Origin of the sequence: Streptomyces sp. NBC_01217 (assembly GCF_035994185.1) — a bacterium.
Classification (GTDB): domain Bacteria; phylum Actinomycetota; class Actinomycetes; order Streptomycetales; family Streptomycetaceae; genus Streptomyces.
In genome coordinates this window covers 4720796-4740055 of the sequence record NZ_CP108538.1, presented here as the reverse complement: position 1 = coordinate 4740055, position 19260 = coordinate 4720796, and the positions used below count along the sequence as shown (strand labels likewise).

Annotated in this window: 25 protein-coding genes; all 25 read left to right on the top strand. The window is 69.4% G+C overall.

Going from position 1 to position 19260, the window contains the following annotated elements:
• Window positions 1–40 precede the first annotated feature (40 nt).
• Window positions 41–301, top strand: a complete 261-nt coding sequence (locus tag OG507_RS21000) for a hypothetical protein (RefSeq protein ID WP_327368740.1) — start codon at window positions 41–43, stop codon at window positions 299–301.
• Window positions 302–463: 162 nt separating this feature from the next.
• Window positions 464–727 (top strand): hypothetical protein, encoded by a 264-nt coding sequence (locus tag OG507_RS20995; protein ID WP_327368739.1) that lies wholly within the window; start codon window positions 464–466, stop codon window positions 725–727.
• A 144-nt stretch (window positions 728–871) separates the two neighbouring features.
• On the top strand, window positions 872–1063 hold the full coding sequence (locus tag OG507_RS20990) for a hypothetical protein (protein ID WP_327368738.1): 192 nt from the start codon (window positions 872–874) through the stop codon (window positions 1061–1063).
• Between the two features lie 40 nt (window positions 1064–1103).
• Window positions 1104–1646 carry a helix-turn-helix domain-containing protein gene (locus tag OG507_RS20985; protein ID WP_327368737.1) on the top strand — a complete coding sequence of 181 codons (543 nt, stop codon included), beginning with the start codon at window positions 1104–1106 and terminating at the stop codon, window positions 1644–1646.
• Entirely contained in the window at window positions 1636–2886 is a 1251-nt protein-coding gene (locus OG507_RS20980; RefSeq protein ID WP_327368736.1) for a PBSX family phage terminase large subunit, read from the top strand. The genes OG507_RS20985 and OG507_RS20980 overlap by 11 nt, the downstream gene beginning before the upstream one ends.
• Window positions 2883–3080 (top strand): hypothetical protein, encoded by a 198-nt coding sequence (locus tag OG507_RS20975; protein ID WP_327368735.1) that lies wholly within the window; start codon window positions 2883–2885, stop codon window positions 3078–3080. Before OG507_RS20980 ends, OG507_RS20975 begins: the two co-directional genes overlap by 4 nt.
• Window positions 3064–4560: a phage capsid protein gene (locus OG507_RS20970; RefSeq protein ID WP_327368734.1), complete on the top strand. Its 1497-nt coding sequence runs from the start codon at window positions 3064–3066 to the stop codon at window positions 4558–4560. The genes OG507_RS20975 and OG507_RS20970 overlap by 17 nt, the downstream gene beginning before the upstream one ends.
• A 17-nt stretch (window positions 4561–4577) precedes the next feature.
• Complete coding sequence (locus OG507_RS20965; protein WP_327368733.1) at window positions 4578–6791, top strand: phage minor capsid protein; 2214 nt, start codon at window positions 4578–4580, stop codon at window positions 6789–6791.
• 5 nt (window positions 6792–6796) lie between these two features.
• Window positions 6797–6967 (top strand): Rmf/CrpP fold protein, encoded by a 171-nt coding sequence (locus OG507_RS20960; RefSeq protein WP_327368732.1) that lies wholly within the window; start codon window positions 6797–6799, stop codon window positions 6965–6967.
• A 102-nt stretch (window positions 6968–7069) separates the two neighbouring features.
• Window positions 7070–7789: a hypothetical protein gene (locus tag OG507_RS20955; RefSeq protein ID WP_327368731.1), complete on the top strand. Its 720-nt coding sequence runs from the start codon at window positions 7070–7072 to the stop codon at window positions 7787–7789.
• Between the two features lie 13 nt (window positions 7790–7802).
• Entirely contained in the window at window positions 7803–7988 is a 186-nt protein-coding gene (locus OG507_RS20950; protein ID WP_327368730.1) for a hypothetical protein, read from the top strand.
• Between the two features lie 3 nt (window positions 7989–7991).
• Window positions 7992–9002 carry a major capsid protein gene (locus OG507_RS20945; RefSeq protein ID WP_327368729.1) on the top strand — a complete coding sequence of 337 codons (1011 nt, stop codon included), beginning with the start codon at window positions 7992–7994 and terminating at the stop codon, window positions 9000–9002.
• The gene (locus OG507_RS20940; RefSeq protein ID WP_327368728.1) at window positions 9002–9283 is read left to right on the top strand and encodes a hypothetical protein; all 282 of its coding nucleotides are present in this window, start codon (window positions 9002–9004) and stop codon (window positions 9281–9283) included. Before OG507_RS20945 ends, OG507_RS20940 begins: the two co-directional genes overlap by 1 nt.
• A 4-nt stretch (window positions 9284–9287) precedes the next feature.
• Window positions 9288–9677: a hypothetical protein gene (locus tag OG507_RS20935; protein WP_327368727.1), complete on the top strand. Its 390-nt coding sequence runs from the start codon at window positions 9288–9290 to the stop codon at window positions 9675–9677.
• A complete protein-coding gene (locus tag OG507_RS20930; protein ID WP_327368726.1) occupies window positions 9674–9988 on the top strand; it encodes a hypothetical protein in 315 nt (104 codons plus the stop codon). The genes OG507_RS20935 and OG507_RS20930 overlap by 4 nt, the downstream gene beginning before the upstream one ends.
• On the top strand, window positions 9985–10335 hold the full coding sequence (locus OG507_RS20925; protein ID WP_327368725.1) for a minor capsid protein: 351 nt from the start codon (window positions 9985–9987) through the stop codon (window positions 10333–10335). The genes OG507_RS20930 and OG507_RS20925 overlap by 4 nt, the downstream gene beginning before the upstream one ends.
• Window positions 10328–10753: a minor capsid protein gene (locus tag OG507_RS20920; RefSeq protein ID WP_327368724.1), complete on the top strand. Its 426-nt coding sequence runs from the start codon at window positions 10328–10330 to the stop codon at window positions 10751–10753. Before OG507_RS20925 ends, OG507_RS20920 begins: the two co-directional genes overlap by 8 nt.
• An 11-nt stretch (window positions 10754–10764) precedes the next feature.
• Entirely contained in the window at window positions 10765–11220 is a 456-nt protein-coding gene (locus tag OG507_RS20915; RefSeq protein ID WP_327368723.1) for a phage tail tube protein, read from the top strand.
• Complete coding sequence (locus OG507_RS20910; protein ID WP_327368722.1) at window positions 11217–11711, top strand: hypothetical protein; 495 nt, start codon at window positions 11217–11219, stop codon at window positions 11709–11711. Before OG507_RS20915 ends, OG507_RS20910 begins: the two co-directional genes overlap by 4 nt.
• A gap of 238 nt (window positions 11712–11949) precedes the next feature.
• Complete coding sequence (locus OG507_RS20905) at window positions 11950–14172, top strand: phage tail protein (RefSeq protein WP_327368721.1); 2223 nt, start codon at window positions 11950–11952, stop codon at window positions 14170–14172.
• 2 nt (window positions 14173–14174) lie between these two features.
• Complete coding sequence (locus tag OG507_RS20900) at window positions 14175–15077, top strand: phage distal tail protein (RefSeq protein ID WP_327368720.1); 903 nt, start codon at window positions 14175–14177, stop codon at window positions 15075–15077.
• A gap of 11 nt (window positions 15078–15088) precedes the next feature.
• The gene (locus OG507_RS20895; RefSeq protein ID WP_327368719.1) at window positions 15089–16141 is read left to right on the top strand and encodes a hypothetical protein; all 1053 of its coding nucleotides are present in this window, start codon (window positions 15089–15091) and stop codon (window positions 16139–16141) included.
• Complete coding sequence (locus OG507_RS20890; RefSeq protein WP_327372042.1) at window positions 16141–17235, top strand: hypothetical protein; 1095 nt, start codon at window positions 16141–16143, stop codon at window positions 17233–17235. Before OG507_RS20895 ends, OG507_RS20890 begins: the two co-directional genes overlap by 1 nt.
• The gene (locus OG507_RS20885; RefSeq protein WP_327368718.1) at window positions 17235–17963 is read left to right on the top strand and encodes a hypothetical protein; all 729 of its coding nucleotides are present in this window, start codon (window positions 17235–17237) and stop codon (window positions 17961–17963) included. The genes OG507_RS20890 and OG507_RS20885 overlap by 1 nt, the downstream gene beginning before the upstream one ends.
• Window positions 17963–19189 carry a hypothetical protein gene (locus tag OG507_RS20880; protein WP_327368717.1) on the top strand — a complete coding sequence of 409 codons (1227 nt, stop codon included), beginning with the start codon at window positions 17963–17965 and terminating at the stop codon, window positions 19187–19189. Before OG507_RS20885 ends, OG507_RS20880 begins: the two co-directional genes overlap by 1 nt.
• Window positions 19190–19260 lie beyond the last annotated feature (71 nt).

The following is a 19260-nucleotide window of genomic DNA, read 5'->3' as shown; positions in this document are numbered from 1 at the left end:
TCGCGAACGGGCCCTCACCACCACGGGAGTACACCCCGCCATGGCTACCAAGAAGCCTACCCGCCGCCGCCGCAGCCCCGTTTCCGTCCCGCGCACCGACAGCTTCGACGCCGCCCTTGCCACGGTCATGCGTACCGGCATGACCAAGGCCGACGCCGTACGCCTCGCCGTCGAGTTCCTCGCCCACGGGTGGCAGTCCGCATGGGACGCCGGAGCGGTACCGGACGGGAAGATCCCCGATCGCATGCTGATGCGCGTACAGGAGCAGGACACCCCGCAGGCTGCCAACCAGCGGGAATGACACCCGCATGACCCACAGCGCCCCGCCGCATGACCCGGCGGGGCGCACGTATGACCGGACGTCATGCCCGCCGTGCGCGGGAGCAGCGCCGGCCGCCGTGCAACCATTCCGCACACCGGATCGTCACAGGATGCACACCCCAACAACACGAGGAGCGGCACCATGGCGCAGATCAAGACCCGGCGGAAGATGGGGTTCATCCTGCTGGGATTCCACTGGACCATGCTCATCTGCACGGTGGGGTTGTGGACGCCGGTCTACCTGTCTGCGCGTCGGCGTCGGGTGACTGTAACGACCGTGCCGGACGGATACGCGGGGCCGGTGCCCGGACAGCAGGTGTATGCGTCGCAGCCGCAGGCGCCGCAGCAGTGGCAGCAGCCCACGCCCGGACAGCAGCCCACGACGTGGGGACAGCCCCGCCAGTAGACCCGTTGCCCACCGTGACCATTCCGTGATCTAATCAGGGCGACCCCGGCGTGCCCGAAAACGGCCGCCCACTGAAACGCCCCGGCTGCTCACCGCGCCGGGGCGTTTCGCATGCCCGGACCCGATCGCCGAGGAGCGCCGCCAGTGTTCAAGTACCGCCCGACCACCCCCGCCATCGGCCAGGCCGCCTACGAGGCGTACGCCGAGGCCGTCGGCAACACGAGCGTCAACGGTGACGACCTCCCCGCGTGGGACGCGCTCACCGTGCCCGTCCGCAACGCATGGCAGCTCGCCGCCGAAGCCGTCCGGCACAAGGTGGAGCTGTCCACCACCTGACCCACCACGAACCACCGCGGCGAGGAGGTGACGCGTCCCCATGGGCCGACCCATCACTGACACAGACCGGCGAGCGGTACGCCGCCACCACGCCGCGGGCATGTCCCGCAACGACATCGCCAGGAAGATCAAGCGCTCACCAAGCACCGTCTCAAAGCTCGCCGCCGACATGGGGCTCACCTTCGACCGCGCCGCCGAGGTAGCCACCGCCACCGCCGTACGCAAGGCCGACCTTGACTCACGGCGTACCGAGATGGCACACCGGTTGCAAGACGTCGCCGAACGCGAGCTCGGCAAGATGACCGAGCCGCAGCTCTACTTCGAGTGGGGCGGCAAGGACCACACCTACGCCGAGCGCGTCCAGCCCGAGCCGACACCGGCCGACCGCCGCACCATGATGGCGACAGCCGGGGCCGCGCTCGACCGCTCGCTCAAGCTGCTCCCCCAGAAGACCGACCCGGGCGAGCAGGGGCGCAGCGTCGTTGGCGAACTCATGGCCGGACTGGCACGGGACTACGTGGCACGCCACGGCGGACTACCGGCCGCCGAGGAGGACCCGGAGCCCACCGACAATGGGCAGTAGTCTCGCGCTCTCCCCGAAGCAGATCGACAGCATCATTGAGGCCCGCGCTTTCCAGAACATTTGGGAAGGCAGTGTCCGAAGCGGCAAGACGATCGCGTCCCTGCTCCGGTGGCTGGACTTCGTGGCCGATCGGCCCGAGGGCGGCGAGCTGGTCATGGTCGGCCGCACCCGCGATTCGCTCGCCCGCAACGTGTTCGGCCCCCTCACCGACCCGAGCATCTTCGGGCCGCTCGCCCGCGACATCACGTACACCAACGGCGCCCCCACCGCGCACGTGCTCGGCCGCGTGGTGCACACCCTCGGAGCCAACGACGCCCAGGCCGAACCCAAGGTGCGCGGCCTCACCTGCGCGGGCGCGTACGTCGATGAGCTGACCACCCTCCCCCGAACCTTCTACGACCAGCTCAACGCGCGCTGCTCCATCGAGGGCAGCAAGATTTTCGGGACGACCAACCCCGACAATCCGAACCACTGGGCCCGCAAGGAATACCTGCTCCGCCCCCGCGAAACCCGGCTGAAGTCCTGGCACTTCGTCATGGACGACAATCCGGGGCTGTCCGACGCGTACAAGGCCCGCACGAAGGCGTCGTACCGGGGCCTGTTCTACAAACGCAACGTGCTCGGCCTGTGGGTCATGGCCGAAGGAGCCATCTACGAGGCGTACGACGAAGCACAGCACGTCGTCGACGAGCTGCCCGAGATGCGCCGCTACTGGATCGGCATGGACTACGGCACCGTCAACGCAACGTCCGTGATCCTGCTCGGTCTCGGTGTCGATGACGTCCTGTACGCCGTTGCCGAGTGGCGCCACGATTCCCGCAAGGCCATGCGGCAGATGACCGACGCGCAGTACTCCGCCGCCATCCGCGAATGGGTGGCCGAGCAGGGGGTGACGCCCGAGTGGACGTTCATAGACCCCAGCGCGGCCAGCTTCATTACGCAGCTGTGGACCGATGGCTACCCGGGGATCGCCCGCGCCACCAACGACGTGTCCGACGGCATCCGCTCCGTGGCGTCCGCACTTGCCGCCGGCCGACTCCGTATCCACCGCTCATGCACCGGGCTGCTCGACGAAATGCCCGGCTACGTGTGGGACGACAAGGCCGCCGAGAAGGGCGAGGACCGGCCCGTGAAGCTGAACGACCACAGCGTGGACGCTTTGCGCTACGCCGTGCACTCGTCCGCCCATGAGTGGCGCCACCTACTCACCACACCCACCGCCGAGGAGGCCGCAGCATGACCGGACGCGTCCCGCTTCCCGGATTCCCCGCATGGACCGGCGCTCACGCCATCCTCGGAACACCGACCAGCCACCCGGACACGAACACGCTGCACGTCGTCGTATCCGTCCGCATCACGCGCCGCGCCCGATGGTGGGCACGGTGGCGTTACCTGACCGGCCGGGAGGTGTTCACCGATGGCACTCCCGAGTAACGGAAGTCCGTGGCCGCCGCCGCGCATGGCCGCCCCGTACCGCGAGATCCACCGCGACGACATGTGGTACGCCGGAGACCCCGACCGCCTCGCCCGCGCGCATGACCGGTTGGAGAACACACCGCGCCGCGCCGACCGCGACGGCCGCCGCACCCGTTGGGGACGCCAGGCCGCCGACTACCCCCGCAAGCGGGAGCAGCGGCTACACGTTCCGCTCCCAGGCGACATCGCCACCACGGCCGCGGATCTGCTGTTCGCGGACATGCCGACGATCACCGTCGACGACACGCCCACACAGGACCGTCTCGCCGAGCTGCTCGACGCCGCGCACATGCATCAGATGCTGTTGGGCGCGGCAGAGCAGGCGTCGGCTCTGTCCGGGATCTATCTCCGGCTGACATGGGACCGAGACGTCGTCGAGGACCGGCCGATCCCGACCACGGTGCAGCCCGACGCCGCCATTCCCGAGTACCGGTTCGGCATGCTGCGGGCCGTTACCTTCTGGCGTGACCTCGACGGCAGCGACGCACAAACCACCTACCGGCACCTTGAACGCCACGAGCCGGGCCGTATCGTGCACGCCCTGTACGAGGGCACCCCCGACAACATCGGCCGCGCCGTGCCGCTCACCGAGCACCCGGAAACCGCCGACCTGGCCGGATCACTCGGCCCCGACGGAGTGAGCATCGAGACCGACATTCCGATGCTCACCGCCGCGTACGTGCCGAACATGACGCCGAACCGGCTGCACCGCGGCTCACCCATGGGCCGTAGTGACTACGCCGCGCCGATTCACCAGCTGTTCGCCGCCCTCGACGACACGTGGACGTCATGGATGCGAGACATTCGCCTCGCACGGGCGCGCCTGATCGTCCCGTCTGGCTATCTGACCAGTCTTGGACCCGGGCAGGGCGCAGCGTTCGATGACGACCGCGAGGTGTACAGCGGCCTGAACATGCCGCCGACCGAGGGCCAGGGCATCACGCTCTCTCAGTTCGCCATCAGGGTCGAGGATCACCAGCGGACCACCGAGGCAATCACCCGCAAGGCTGTTGAGAGCGCGGGCTACTCCGCGCAGAGCTTCGGCCTTGAGGGCGGGGGCGAGGCGATCACCGCAACAGAGGTCGAGGACCGCGCCGGCCGCTCGACCGTGACCACGAAGAAGAAGGCCGGTTACTGGCGGTCCGACCTGGCCGACTTCCTGCATGCCCTTCTGCTGCTCGACGTCGCCCAGTTCGGCACCCGGATCACACCGGATCGGCCGACTGTTGAATTCAACCTCGACGCGTCCGAGTCGGAGCAGTCCAAGGCCACCACGCTGGAACTGCTCGCCCGCGCAGGTGCGGTGAGCACGGGCACGAAGGTCAAGGCGCTGCACCCGGATTGGGACGACACCGCGGTTGCGGCGGAGGTCGCCGCGATCCTCGCCGAGACCGGCGAACCGGCCGCACCGGACCCCGTAGGCAGCTTCCCGATGTGAGTAGGAGGTAAGCGGCTGTGGCCATCCACCCGGGCATGGTCGAGCCGCTCGCCGAGGGCACCCGCGACCTGTACACCGCCGCTGAGACTCACCTGTTGGGCATCATCGCCCGGCAGCTGGCCGACGGCCTCGACGCCCCGCAGTGGGCCGAGCGCAAGTTGGCCGCCGTGCAGCAGCTGCGCCGCGCATCACAGGCGGTTGTCGACGAGCTCGGCAAGGCCGTCACACTCGAAGTGCACGACGTCATCGCGGAGGCGTACAACGTCGGCCATGCTGCGGCCGTTGCCGAGCTCGGAGCGCTGTCTCCGGAGCAGGCCCGCGCCGTTGCCGAGGCAGCCCCGAACGCCACCGACATCGACCGCCTCGCCGAGGACACCGTGTCCACGGTCGTCGGCCGTCACCGCTCGATTGTCCGTACGATCACCGACCGCTTCCGATCCGTCGTCAGCAGCGTGACCGCCCTGGTCACGTTCGGCCGGACCCGCCGCCAGGCCACGCAAGAGGCCATGCAGCAGTGGGCCGACGAGGGCATCACCCGGTTCGTCGACAAGTCCGGCCGCCGTTGGAAACTTGCCAGCTACGCCGAGATGGCGGTCCGTACCTCGACCGGGCGCGCCGCCGTCGAAGGCCACATGCGCTCGCTCGCAGCCGGAGGCCGGGACCTGGTCGTCGTGTCCGACGCGCCCCGGGAATGCCCGCTGTGCCGCCCGTGGGAGCGTCAGGTGTTGTCCATCGCAGGCCCGTCCGGCCGTCGCGTGATCGAGGTCGATCACGCGATACGTGACGGCGAAATGGTCCGGGTGGACGTCGCCGGATCCCTCGACGAAGCCCGCCTCGCCGGATTGCAGCACCCCAACTGCCGCCACAGCGTGTCCGCGTACACCCCGGGCGTCACCGTCTACAACGACGCGAAGCCCGACCCGGACGGGTACGAGGCAGGGCAGCGACAGCGCGCCATCGAACGGCACATCCGCCACTACAAGAACCGGTCGGCCGCCGCGATCGACCCGGCAAAGAAGCGCGCCGCGAACGTCAAGGTCCGCCAGTGGCAGAAAGCCATGCGGGACCACCTCGCGGCGCACCCGGACCTACAGCGCATCCCGAAGCGTGAGCAGCCCGGAGCCTCGAACCTTCCCACCGGCGGCCCCGCAGCCCCGGACGAGGCGGTACAGGCCGCCCGCGTACGGTCCGGCGACGCAACCACCGTCCGCGAGATGACCGACCCGGAGTTGATCGCGGTCGTTCGGTTCGGAGAGCTCACTCCGCAGGACCGGGCCCGGATCATGGGCGAGGTCGACCGCCGCGAGCTGCTCGCGCTGCTCGACCGCGTACGCCCCGGTGGGCGCCTCGCCGACGATCTGCACCAGTTCTCAGACGACGAGCTCGGCCGCGCATTTGCTGCGCTCGACGATGACACAGATCGGCTACGGATCATGGCGGAGATGGACCGGCGCGACGTCGCCACCACCCTCCCCGGCGTAGCCGCGGACTTGATCGGGTTGTCGGATGCGCAGCTGGCGCACCGCGCCAAGGGTGCGAACGCCGCCGAGCTGGCCCGGTTGCAGGCCGAGGCGAACCGCCGCGACATGCTCACGAGGAACTTCCCCGGCGGCGAGCTCCGGCTCGACCTCGACCAGCTCGGAGACAACGAGTTGGCGTGGTGCATGCAGTACGCCCGCACGGACGAGGTGCTGCGCATCGCCGCCGAGCTCGACCGCCGCGAGCCCGTCACGCTGCCGCCGCCGGCCGACACCGGCGACGCGGTTGCCGATCTGCTCGCCAACCGGGACGCGCTCGCAGAGGCGATGGACCCGGCACCGGATTCCGAGCAGTGGGGGCAGTACGCGGACGACGACCAGGCCCAGCCGGACACCGCGCCGGCCGACACGGGACCGGCCGAGGAGGCCGAGGAGGAAGCGCCGCGCCTCACCCGCAGGCAGGCCCGCGACCTCTACGACGAGTACGTCTACACGCAGTACCTGAAAGCGGAGGAGGATTGCCGCGGGTATCTGCTCAACAAGGCGTATGAGACACAGGCCGTATCCCCCGAAAGCCTGTTCCGAGGGCCCGCACGGATTGCGTATGCGCGCGCGTCCGACGAGCTGAAAGAGTGGTGGGCGACTCACGGCAGGCTCACGCAGGCCGAGTTCATCACGCAGGCGACCGGCCAGACCCAGCGTTGGGCCACCGGCGCCGTGATCAACAACGCTGAGCAGCAGAACAAGAGGTGACACTCGTGGGCACACGCGAGGACATTGCGCGAGCAGTCCAGGACGGGGCCGAGGCCGGCAGGACCGGCCAGCCCCCGACCGCATGCCCGCACCCGCGCACCTTGCTGCTCCGTACCGCGTGGATCCGCGGCTACGCGCCCGCCCGCCGGGAGCGTGAGCAGGACCGCGCCGAGTAGCCACACCGCAGATCAGCACCCCCAGGGCCCGCCAGGAGCGGGCCCTTTTGCATGCCCACGGCCCGCCAGGCGCGGGCCCGACCAGCCCCAGGAGGGCGCCCCATGGACACCCGCTACCGTCACCCGCTCGCCACTCACGCCGCCGGAACGGTCCTCGGACACCGGCGCGACGGCCGCCCCATCTACGCCATCGCAGGTGGCGACGGAACCGGCGAGGGTGGGGCCCCGGCGGCGCCTGCCGCACCGACAGCACCCGCACCGGCCGTTCCCGCAGCGCCCCCGGCACCGGCCGCGCCCGCCCCGGGGGCGCCCCCGCAGGGCGAACCGCAGGACGTCGCCGGACTCCCCCAGTGGGCACAGGACCACATCAAGTCACTGCGCACCGAGGCCGCCGACTACCGCACCCGCGCCCAGGCGCAGCCGCATGCACCGGCCGCACCGCAGCAGCCCCCGACCGCGCCCGCCGCCGACGGCGACGTGTCCCTGCTCCCGCAGTGGGCACAGCGCATCGTCACCGACTCCCAGGCCACGGCTCGGCAGGCCGCCGTACAGGCCGCCGTCTACACCACCGCCGCAACCGCAGGCGCTGACCCGGCCGCACTGCTCGACAGCACGTCGGCCATGGCCGCGCTCGCCGCCGTTGACCCCGCCGACCCAGCCGCCGTCACGGCCGCGATCACGGCCGCCGTCCAGGCGAACCCGCGGCTCGCCGCCAAGACGACCGGACCCGCCCGGGGCGGCACCGACTTCGGCGGCACCCCGCCGCCCGAACAGCGCCCCGCCAACCTCCAGGACGCCATTGCCGCGCGACTCGGCGGCTGACCCAAGGAGCCCCATGGAAGTAAGCGCCCGCTACGAGGTGCGCGCGAACGACGGTCAGAAATACGGCCCGTCGTTCACCGACCTTCAGGCAGCACTCGACTACTGCCGCCAGACCAATTCCACGGCCAACGAGATCAACCACAACACGGTCATTCCGTGCTTCACCCCCGTGCCCATCGGCGCAGGACAGGAGAACTAAGTCATGCCCCAGATAACTCTCGCCGAGGCGAAGAACAACGCACAGGACGATCTCGACCTCATGGTCATCGACGAGTTCCGCAAGGGCTCGGCCATCCTCGACAGCCTGACGTTCGACCAGGCCGTCAACCCCTCCGGCGGGGGCGCGACCCTCACGTACGGATACCGGCGGCTGATCACCCAGCCGACCGCCGCGTTTCGTGCGATCAACAGCGAGTACGCGCCGAGCAGCGTCACCACGCAGCGGTACACCGTGGACCTCGCCGTCCTCGGTGGCAGCTTCGAGGTCGACCGCGTCGTATCGAGGATCGGCGCCGCAGCGTCCGGGGCCGTCGCCCTGAACATGTCGCAGAAGATCAAGGCCACCAACACTCAGTTCCAGGACACCGTCATCAACGGCGACGTCGCGACCGACGCGAACAGCTTCGACGGCCTCGACAAGGCGCTTGCCGGGTCCGACACGGAGTTCCGTGTCGACGAGGTCACCGAATGGTCGGATTTCGACACCGACCCGGCCGCCGCACACAAGGCGCTCGATGCGATCGACGAGTTCCTGTCCCTGCTCGACGGCACTCCGTCGATCATCCTCGGCAACGCGAAGGCGCTTGCCCGGGTGCGCGCCGCCGCCCGACGCGCGGGCATGTACACCCGCAACCCGGTCGATGGGCTGCTCGGCCCCAACGGCCGGCCGATCGAGCGCGAGCAGTACGGCGACATCGTTTTCGCCGACCCGGGCGCCAAGTCCGGCTCGAACAACCCGATCATCCCGATCGAGACCCGCACCGTGGCCACCGTGTCCACGACCGGCCTGACGGACCTCTACGCCTACCGCGCCGCCCTGGACGGCTTCCACGGTGTCGCCACCGCCGGTGGGCAGATCGTCAGCAGCTACCTGCCCGACTTCACGTCGGCCGGCGCCGTCAAGAAGGGCGAGGTCGAAATGGGACCGGTCGGCGTCGCGCTCAAGGCCACCAAGGCTGCGGCCGTCTTCCGCAATATCAAGGTGACCGCCTGATGGCCGTCATCACCGCGCCGGTAGGCGACTTCACCGGGCCCGGGGTGGGTGGCCTGGTCTTCCAGGGTGGCCGCGCCGAGACGGACAATCCGTCTGTCATCGCGTACGCGCACCGCCACGGCTACGAGGTCAAGAACGACGAGCCCGAGGCTCCGCACAGTCCGCCGTCTGCCCCTGACAGACCGGAGCAGACACCCACATCGGAACCCGCCCCCGAGCCCGCCCCGCAGCCCACGGCTACGGGGCGTTCCGCTGCCCGGGGCAAGACCAGCAAGGGATGAGCCAATGGCCCGCGTCTACGCCAACCCCGAGCAATACACGGCGTGGACCGGGCAACCGGCCCCCGCCGGTGTGGAACGGCTGCTCGCCCGCGCGTCGCAGGACATCGACACTGCTCTGTTGACCGCCGTCTACGACACCGACAGCACCGGCACGCCCACGGACCCCGACATCGTGGCCACGCTCGCAGACGCGACGTGCGCGCAGGTCGAGTACCAGCAGGCGACCGGCGATGACGGGACCGGGGCGGCCGGTCAGTGGGACTCCGTCAGCATCGGCCCGGTGTCCATGTCCGGGCGCCGGGCGCGCCCGCAGGCTGCGGGTGATCTCGACCTCGCCCCGCGTGCGGGCCGGGTGCTCGCCGCGGCCGGACTGCTTCCGGGGGTGATCTGGTGAACGTCCCCGGATGGCTGCTCCGCCACCGCGTAATCATCGAGCCGTACGCGGGTGACAGCGCGTACGGGCCGACGTACGGGCCGCCCGTCGAGGTGGCCGCCATGGTCGCCGAGAAGATCCGCTCTCTCCGGAGCAGCGGAGACACGACCGTCAGCAGCACGGCACAGATCATCGCAGCGCCGGACATCAACTGCCCGCCCGAGTCCCGCATCACCCTGCCAGGCGGACGAATCACACGCGCACTCATCGTGTCCCGCCACACCGCGCCGGGACTGCCCGTGCCGCAGTCCACGGAGGTGATCTGCGAATGACGCAGCGCACCCGCCTGAACTACCAGGGCCGCCGCCTGTGGACGAGCCGGGGCCGCCGCCTCGCATCGGACGGCCTACGCAACGCCCTCGAACACATCCTCGCCGAGTCCCGCCGCATCGTGCCCCTGGAGGAATCCACCCTCGAAAGATCGGGCCGCGTGCATGTGGACGGCCTCGAAGGGGCGATCACGTACGACACCGTGTACGCGGTCGTGCAACACGAGAACCTCGACTACAAGCACGCCCCCGGGCGCGAGGCGAAATACCTTGAAAAGCCCATGACGACCGAGCGGCAAACAGCGCTCGCGCTCATGGCCGTGCCGCTGCGGCGGTGGCTGCGTGGCTGACCTCCTCGACGGCATCGCCCGCCTGCTCGCCGACAACGGGCACGGCACCTACGACCCCACCGGCGCGACCGGCGACATGTTCACCGAGAAGATGCCGCCCACCCCTGACGCCGCGGTCGCCCTGGCCCTGTACGACACCGGCGAGGCACCCGACGCCCTGAACGCGTACGACACGGTGCGCCTCCAGGTCCGCGTACGAGGCGGCCCAGATCCGCGCGTCTCCCGCAGGCACGCCCAGGACATCTACAGCGAACTGCACGGCCTGGCCGGGGTGGAACTCCCCGACGGAACGTGGCTCATCCTCGCCGCCGCACGCGGCACCGTCGCGCCTATGGGCCGCGACGCCAACGGCCGACACGAACACGTCGTGAACTTCGGCCTTGACGTGTCGGCCCCCACCAAACACCGCACAGAGTAGGAGGCCCGCCCATGGGACGGCCCATTGACGCACGTGGCTGGATGTTCGAGGTCGAGACCGCGACCGCCGACACGTTCGTACGGATCGGGAATTTGAAGAGCTGGTCCGAGAATCCGGGCGAGAACGAGGAGACCGCGGACACCACGGACAACGACTCCGAGGGGTACTACGAGCAGGACATCATGCAGCGTGGCGCCACGATCGAGGTATCGGGGCAGTACACCGCGACGTCGGGCACCCGCGACCCCGGACAGGACTACATCGACACGGTGTGGGCGTACCGGTTCGGCGAGGAGTCGCGCGGCCGGATGCGCTACCGCCACAAGTCGCAGGACGAGTGGACCGTTTGGGAATGCACAGTGACGCCGGGGGAGCGCGGCGGCGAGACCAACGCCAAGACCTCGTGGGCCGCCACGTTCACCCGGTGCGGTGCCCCGTCTGTCGCTGAGGTGGTGGCCGCCCCGTGATCGACTACGACGACGACGCGGCCGAGGCCGAGCAGCTCGACGACGTCGCAGATTTCGACGCGTTCTTTGCCGAGCAGGCCGAGCCGGAACGCAAGGGGCTGCCGCTTCGCATGTACGGGCGCACCTACCACCTGCCCCCGTCCCTCCCGCTCCTGTTCACGCTCCAGTTGGACCGGCTCAAGTCGTCGGCGCGGCCGGAGGACATCCGCAACCTGCTCGCCTCCCTGTTCGGCCCGGATGCCGTGGAGCACTGGACGGATGCCCGCATGTCGGATCGGCGTCTCGGCATCGTGCTGAAGTGGGCGACCGCGAACGTAGCCAAGCCTGGCTCTCTGACGATGGAGCGTGCGGCCGAGCTGTACGACGAGCAGGAAGCTGCGAAGGAAGCCGCGAAGGCCACGGCGGGAAAAGCGCGACCGGCGAAGGTCCGCACGAAGGCCACGCCGAAGAAGAAGTCCGCACCGAGGCCGAGCAGTTCTGGCACGCGGTAGTCACTCACTGGCGGTCGGTCGAATCCGACCTCGCCTCTACGTATCAACTGACGGCCGAGCAGGTTTCGGCGCTGACGACGCGCCGTTTCCTGACGCTCCTTTCCGGCCTTCCTGCTGAGGCCCGCTTTCCGTCCGTGTGGCGAAACACGCCCCGCATCGTAGATGACCCTGACGAAATTGCACGCCTCACGGGGCGGTAATTCGCGCGCGTAAAACAACTGAATAGGGGGGCTGTTCCGTGGCGCTCAATATCGGCGAATTGGTCGGCTTTATCGACCTGAACGATGACGGGGCGCAGCGCGGAATTAACCGGACAGGGGCGGCGCTCGCCGGTCTCCAGCGGGACGCGGACGGCCGCCTACGGGATATGCAAGGCCGGTTCGCCGTAGCCGGTGCGGCTATGGGCGGGGCGCTCGGCGACGGTATCGGCGGGGGTGCTGAGCGCGCAGAGCGCAGCCTGGGCGGTGTCGGTTCGCTGCTCGGTGCGGCGAAAATCTCGACGATCGCTCTGGCGGGGGCGTCGGTTGTGGCCGGTGGCGCGCTGGCTGCGGTACCGCTTGCGGTGGCCGGTCTCGGCGCGAAGGTGCTCGCCGAGAACGAGCAGGTAAAGAGCGCTTTCTCGGACATGGCCGAGCATGTCAAGGGCCAGGTGCAGGAGCTTGCCGAGCCCCTGGTCAAACCGTTCGTGGCCGCCGCCGGACAGATCTCGGGCATTTTCGACGATGTGGCCCCGCAGCTGGGCAAGCTGTTCGAGGGCGTGGCGCCCATGATCGAGCCGCTGGTGGGCGGCCTGGGCGACCTGGTCAAGAACCTGCTTCCGGGCCTGGTCAACGCCGTGCAGGCGGCCCAGCCGGTTGTCGAATCGCTCGGCGGGTTCCTGGGTGCGGTCGGCGACGGCTTGGCCGGATTTTTTGATGGGGTCAGCGCCGGGGCCGGGGGCGCAGCCGCTGCCTTCGGCGGGCTCGGTGACGCCGTAGCGACGATCCTGCCCGCGGTCGGTGGCCTGATCGGCACCCTCGCGGAGGCGGGCGGTCCCGTGCTTGCCGCGCTCGCGAAGGCGATCGCTCCGGTGGTGGCGCAGCTGGCCGATGCGCTCGGGCCGGCCCTTGCGTCGCTGGGGCCGCCGCTCGCGCGGCTGGCTACCGCGCTGGGTGATGGGCTGTCGCCGATCGTCGATGCGCTCGGCCCCGTGCTCGCTGCCGTAGCGGACGCGTTCGGGGTCCTGATTGACGCCGTTTCACCGATTTTGCCTGTTCTCGGCAAGCTGATCGCGTCCGTGCTGCCTGCGATTACGCCACTGCTGACCACGCTGGGCGACATCATCGCGCAGGCGTCGCCCGTCGTGATGCTGCTGGTCGACGCGCTGGCCGGTGCGCTGCGGCCGATCCTCGACCAACTACCTGGGCTTATTGCCCCGTTTGCGGCAGTTCTTGGCGATCTCGCCGCAACTGTCCTGCCGATTCTCGCCGATCTGATCGTCGCCCTGTCACCCGCACTCGCCACCATCGGCGAGTCGTTCGGACAGATCATGGTGGCGCTTGCGCCGCTGCTGCCCGCGATCGGCGAGCTGCTGATTGACGCCCTGAACGCGCTCATGCCGATCATTGAGCCGCTCATTGCTGGGATCGCATTTCTCGCTGACCTGTTCGCTACAGGTCTTGCAGCGGTCATTTCTGGTGTGGTCGTGCCCGTTCTGGAAATCATCATTGCGCTGCTTCAGGGCGATTTCAGTGGTGCGTGGGATATCGCGAAGGCTGCGGTGTCCAAGGCCGGAGAGATGATCGGCGACATCTCCGAGCAGGTCGGCAAGTGGGTCGGCGAGGGCATATCTGCCGCCGTCGACTGGATCAAGGGACTTCCTGGACGCGCATACGACGCGCTTGCGCCGCTTGCCGGGCGTCTCCGTGACCGTGCCGTACAGGCGATGCGCGATTTCCGCGACAGCATAGCCACCAAGGCGGCAGACGCTATCGCGTGGGTCCGTGGGCTGCCCGGCCGTATCGGTTCCGCGATCGGTGATCTCGGCTCGCTGCTGTACGACAAGGGGCAGGACGTCGTACGCGGCCTGTGGAACGGCATCAAGGGCATGGGGTCCTGGCTGGCCAGTCAGCTGGCCGGTTTCGCGAAAAGCATCGTGCCCGGCCCGATTGCAAAAGCCCTGGGAATCGCTTCCCCATCCAAGCTCATGGCCGACAAGATCGGCCGGTGGATTCCGGCGGGCATCGTCGAGGGCATCAAGAGCGGGGCGGGCGCCCTGGACCGCACGATGCGGGGTCTGGTCACACCGCCCGCGGTGCCGTCGCTGATGCCCGGAATGGCTGGTGCGGGTGCAGCCGGCGGGTTCGGCACGGTGAGCGGTGGAGGACCACTGGTCTCAGTCGAGCACTGGCATGCCGCAGAAAACGGCAGCCCTGACGACAACGCGCGGGCCCTCGAATGGCTCTCCAAGGGGCGGGGGTAACCATGGCTGCTGGTGACCTGCTGACAGCCGTAGGGCAGATCCAGTACGGCAACCTGCTGATCGGCCGTGGGACGCCGTACTCGTACAAGAGGCTGTCCGGGTGGGCCGAGCTGCCCGCCCTCGACTCGGGCACGGTTCTCCGGTCCGGTGCGCACGGGGCCTACCCCGGGCTGCTCCTCGCGCAGTCGCGCACCATCGGCCTGGACGGGCTGATGGTGCGCGCTCCGCGGGCGAGTATCGGCGCGGCGGTCGACGTCCTCGAAGCGGGCTTGGTGCCGGTGGTGGATGAACTGCCGCTCGCTTTCTGGGCTGATGAGCGGGGGCCGCGTCTGGTGTGGGCCCGGTGCCTTCGGTACATGCTGCCGATGGAAAAGGGGTACCGGGTCGGCACTATTCTCGGCGGCGCGGTGCAGTGGGAGGCCACGGATGCGCGCCGGTACGGGCTCACGGAGCGCACCGTAACGGCGTCCCTGCCGATGCCGGAACCTGGTCTGAACTGGGGAACGGACCCCGGTCCGGAGTCCCTTGACTGGCCGCTCAGCTTCGGTGCGGTCGGCTCGGCCGGCGGCATGTCCGCCACGAACGCGGGCAACGCCGAAACACACCCTGTCGTCGAGTTCCGGGGCCCGGTGCTGCGGCCGTCGCTCACCAACCTGCAAACCGGTGACGTCCTCGAATACGACCTGCCGTTGGCGGCTGGTGACGTGCTGGTCGTCGATACGCGGGCGGGCACGGTGACGCTCAACGGCACCGCGTCACGCCTCTACACGGTCACGGCGCGGTCTGTGCCGGAGCAGACATTCACGCTCGCCCCCGGCACCACCGATCTTTTGTTCCGGGCTGCTCCGGAATCATCCGACCCGGCCGCGTCCGCTCTGGTGCGGTACCGGCCCGCCTACTGGTAAGGACCCCGATCATGACTGTGCGCTCTGCGTGGCTGCTGCCCGGTGGTGCCGAGCCGGGGCAGACCCGCGAAGACACGCGGCTCGCCCCGCTGGGGACGATGGTGCCGTCCGGTGAACTCACCTCCCGGCCCGGGGTGATCCCGGGCGGTGCCCCGTTCGCCGCGTCCGGTGCAGGCGCCATGTCGCTACAGGTAGGTATCGGGCGCGCGCTGGTGCAGGGCACCACAGCACAGGGCGCCTACCCGGTGGCCGTGGACGCTCCGGAAACCGTTGCGTTTGATGACGGGGATGCGCTGCTCGACCGCATCGACACCGTGGTGATCCGCGTCCTTGATCAGCTTTTCGACGTGAGCGGCGAGAACGTCGCCCTGGTCGAGGTGGTGAAGGGCGAGCCGCTCGCCACTCCGGCGGCCCCCACCCTGGACCCGGCGTGCGAGCCTCTGTGGGACGTGACCGTGCCTGCCGGCACGTCTGCGGGCGTGGGCGGTATCGACTGGGGCACGGCGCTCAGTGACCGGCGCCGGTACACCGTCGCGGCGGGCGGCATCATCCCGCGCGCCTCCTCGTCTCTCGCGGGCGCCTATGACGGGCAGTACGCCGACTTCAACGGCACGCTGTACCGGTGGTCGGCAGCGGCCGACGATTGGCAGCAGTACCCGGCCACTCCGCTGCGGCCCCTGATGACACGCCAGGCCGCGGCCCCGCCGTACACGCCGGTACAGACGTACGTCGACTTCACGGCCGCGGCCTGGCCGCGGATCACGTTCACGGTTCCGCCGTCCGGCGCGGTGTTCATCACCGTCGGCGGTCTGGTGTCGAACCGGGCCACGGATGTGTCTACGGCCTGGCTGACGTGGCGTGCGACTGGCGGCCTGACTGAGGCACACGGTGCAGGAAACGGCCTGTCGGCGCAGTCGTCGCGTGTGATCGCGTCCCGCCGGGTGTACCGGCCCGGACTGACGCCCGGCGCTTCCGTGACCCTGATCCCGGGGTGGAACGTGTCATCGGTCGGACAGGATACGAACCTCGCCAACGGTGAGTTGTCGGTGGAGTTCGTCCAGTGATCGCACCCCCGTACCGCATCCTGCTGTGCGACCTGCGGTCGGACACGCTGCTTGACGCACTGCCCATACAGGGTGTGTCCATCGACGACTACATCGGCAAAACCGGGCGTCTCACCGGAACGGTGCCGATCCCGAATGCGGAACTCGCCGCCCGTGCACGGCGCGCGCTCATCCCCGGACGTACCGGGGTGTGGGTCGAGCGCGGGCGCGAGATCTGGTGGGGCGGCATCCTGTGGACGCTCAACCTCGCCAGTGACGACCGGGGGTTCCTCGGAGCGCAGGTTCAGTGCGGCGGCTGGGAGTCCTACCTCTACCGGAGGCTGCTCTTCGACACCCTGACCGCCACCCAGGTCGACCAGCTCGACATTGTGCGCGAGCTGATCGACTACGCGCAGGAAACCCCGGGCGGAAACCTGGGCATCACCTACGACAGCACGGTGTCGGGTGTGCTCCGCGACCGTACGTTCCTGCGGTACGACCAGCCAAGCGTTGGCGAACTCCTCGATCAACTGTCCTCGCTGGAGCGCGGTTTCGAGTGGCGCATCGGCTCGTACCGTGACGGGGACGGCCGGCGGGTCAAACGGCTGCACCTGGGGCATCCGGTCATCCGGGGCGGGGCAACAGATATTGTCCTGGACCATCCGGGGCCGATCCTGTCCTACGCGCTACCGACCGACGCCACGCTGAAGGCGAATGCCTGGCAGTCGCGCGGTGCGAGCATCAACACCAACCAGGCCGCCGACAGCTTCCCGCTGATGTCGCCCGTGCTGGTCGACGACGACGACATTGCCGCCGGATGGCCACGCCTCGACGGAACATCGGACTACACCACCGTCGAGCAACAGGCCACGCTTGACGCACATGCCCGCGCGGACTGGAACGCGGCCCGTACTCCCGTGACCATCCCCGAAATCACGGTCCTGCTTGCCGACACGATCACTCCCGCTCTGCTCGGGTCCACGGTGCGGCTCCGTATCCGCGACCTGTGGCACCCCAACGGCCTGGATGTCCGGTACCGCGTCGTCGGCATGACGATCACCCCGCCGGAGCGTGGCCGCCCCGAAACCGCCCGCCTGTACCTGGAGGTCCCGTAGTGCCGTACGTTCCGCAAGACCTGCTCGACCGTGTAGCCAGCCTGGAACGCGAGGTGCGGCAGCTGCGAGGCCGCGCGCAGATGCGCCCCGCCCTCAACCAGGTGCTGGCCGGCGACGTGGTGATCGGCGAGGGCGGGCAGCTGATCGCCAAGACCCCCGGCGGACAGCGCACGTTCGTCGTCGGGCAGACCCCGCAGGGCGACTGGGGGGTTGGTCTCGCCCGCGAGAGCGGAGCCGCAGCGCTCACGGTCGGCGACGACGTGAACTCCGCAGACGCACAGATGATCCGCATGTGGTCGCGCGGTGGCGAGATCATCGTCATGGATGACGCGTACGCCGACGGATACCTCGGCCGCCCCTACGTGCCCATCCCCATGGCTCCGGGCGTGAACATCGCCTCGGATACGGATACCCCGCTCTACTCCGGCCACATGGTCGTGCAGCACAAGGTCCTGTCGGTGAACGGACAGATCGTCGGCCCGGCAGGCACCGCCATACGGGTGTGGCTCACTCTCGACGGCACCGAGCTGGCCGCATGGACGCTGAGCAGCTCGGCGACCGTTACCGAGATCAATCAGCGTATTCCGCTGTCCGCGACCGACCACCCGCACTCATCCACCGCTGTGGCCGTCATATGGGCCCAGCGCACCGCGGGCACGGGCACGGGCACGGTGCGGGTCCGCGGCCTGTGGGGGATGAACACCATCACAGAATCGGAGGCAACCTGATGCTGCCTGACGGCATCCCGACGGTGACTGTGACGGGGCGCTTCCTGACGCCGGAGGGCGAGGCGCTGTCCGGGAGAATCGTCTTCCGGGCACCGGCGCTGATCACGCTCGCGGATCATGATGTGATCTTGGGCGGCCCGGTGACCGCGGACCTTGACGCGACCGGCGCTTTCTCCGTGACGCTGCTGGCGACCGACGCCCCGGGCATGAATCCGGCCGACTGGTCGTATTCCGTGGCTGAGCAGTTGGTCGGCGTCGCGGTGAACCGCGTGTATCAGATCCTGTTGCCGTCGGACGTGCCCGCGGTCGATCTCGCGGACCTGGCCCCGACGGACCCGACGACCCCCACCTACGTCGCGGTGCGCGGCGACTCCGCGTACGAAGTGGCCGTGGAGAACGGGTTCGTGGGCACGAAGGCTGAGTGGCTGGCGTCACTGGTCGGCGAGCAGGGTGCAACCGGCGCCGTAGGCGCTACGGGCGCTACCGGTGCGACCGGGGCGCCGGGCGCCAAGGGGGACACCGGGGCAACCGGGGCGGCCGGGGCACCGGGTACCCCGGGGGTGGTGCAGTCCGTCAACGGCCAGTCTGCTGCCGCCGTCATCCTCGACGCCGCCGACGTGGGGGCCGTCGCCACCGTCAGTGACAAGGCCCCGGACGTAAACGGCAACGTCGCCCTGGTCGCCGCCGATGTCGGCGCTGCCACCGCCGACCACACGCACACCGCCGCCCAGGTCGGGGCCGTCGCCACTGGTACGGCCGTCCTGCTCACCGGCACCCAAACCGTTGCTGGCAACAAGACATTCAGCGGCAACGTCACGGTTTCCGGAGTCGGACAGGTCCGCGCCGCCGTCAAGAGCTCGGGCACCGCGCGCACCGACACTGCGACCGCCGCCGCCGACCCGGATCTTGCACTGTCCGTCGCCGCAAATGCGACGTACATCGTCGAGTGCGTCGCCGTCTGGACGCAGGGCGGGGGCGGCTTCCGCGCCGACTGGTCGGCCCCGTCCGGGGCCACGATGGTGTGGACCGACAACGACGGAGCCGGAGCGGCGGCGCTCGGCACCGACCTGACGTTCAGTGTCACGACCGGCACGACGTTCCAGGGTGCGTTGGTCGTCGGCGCGACGGCTGGAACCCTCACATTCCGATGGGCGCAGAACACTGCCAACGCCGCTGCAACGAGTCTGCTCGGCGGTTGCTATTTGCGCCTCGAACGCGTCGCCTGACCCCACCCCACCCCACCCCTTCCCGTACGCCCGCGCACTCCGCGCCGGGCGTTTTTTCATGTCTGGAGACA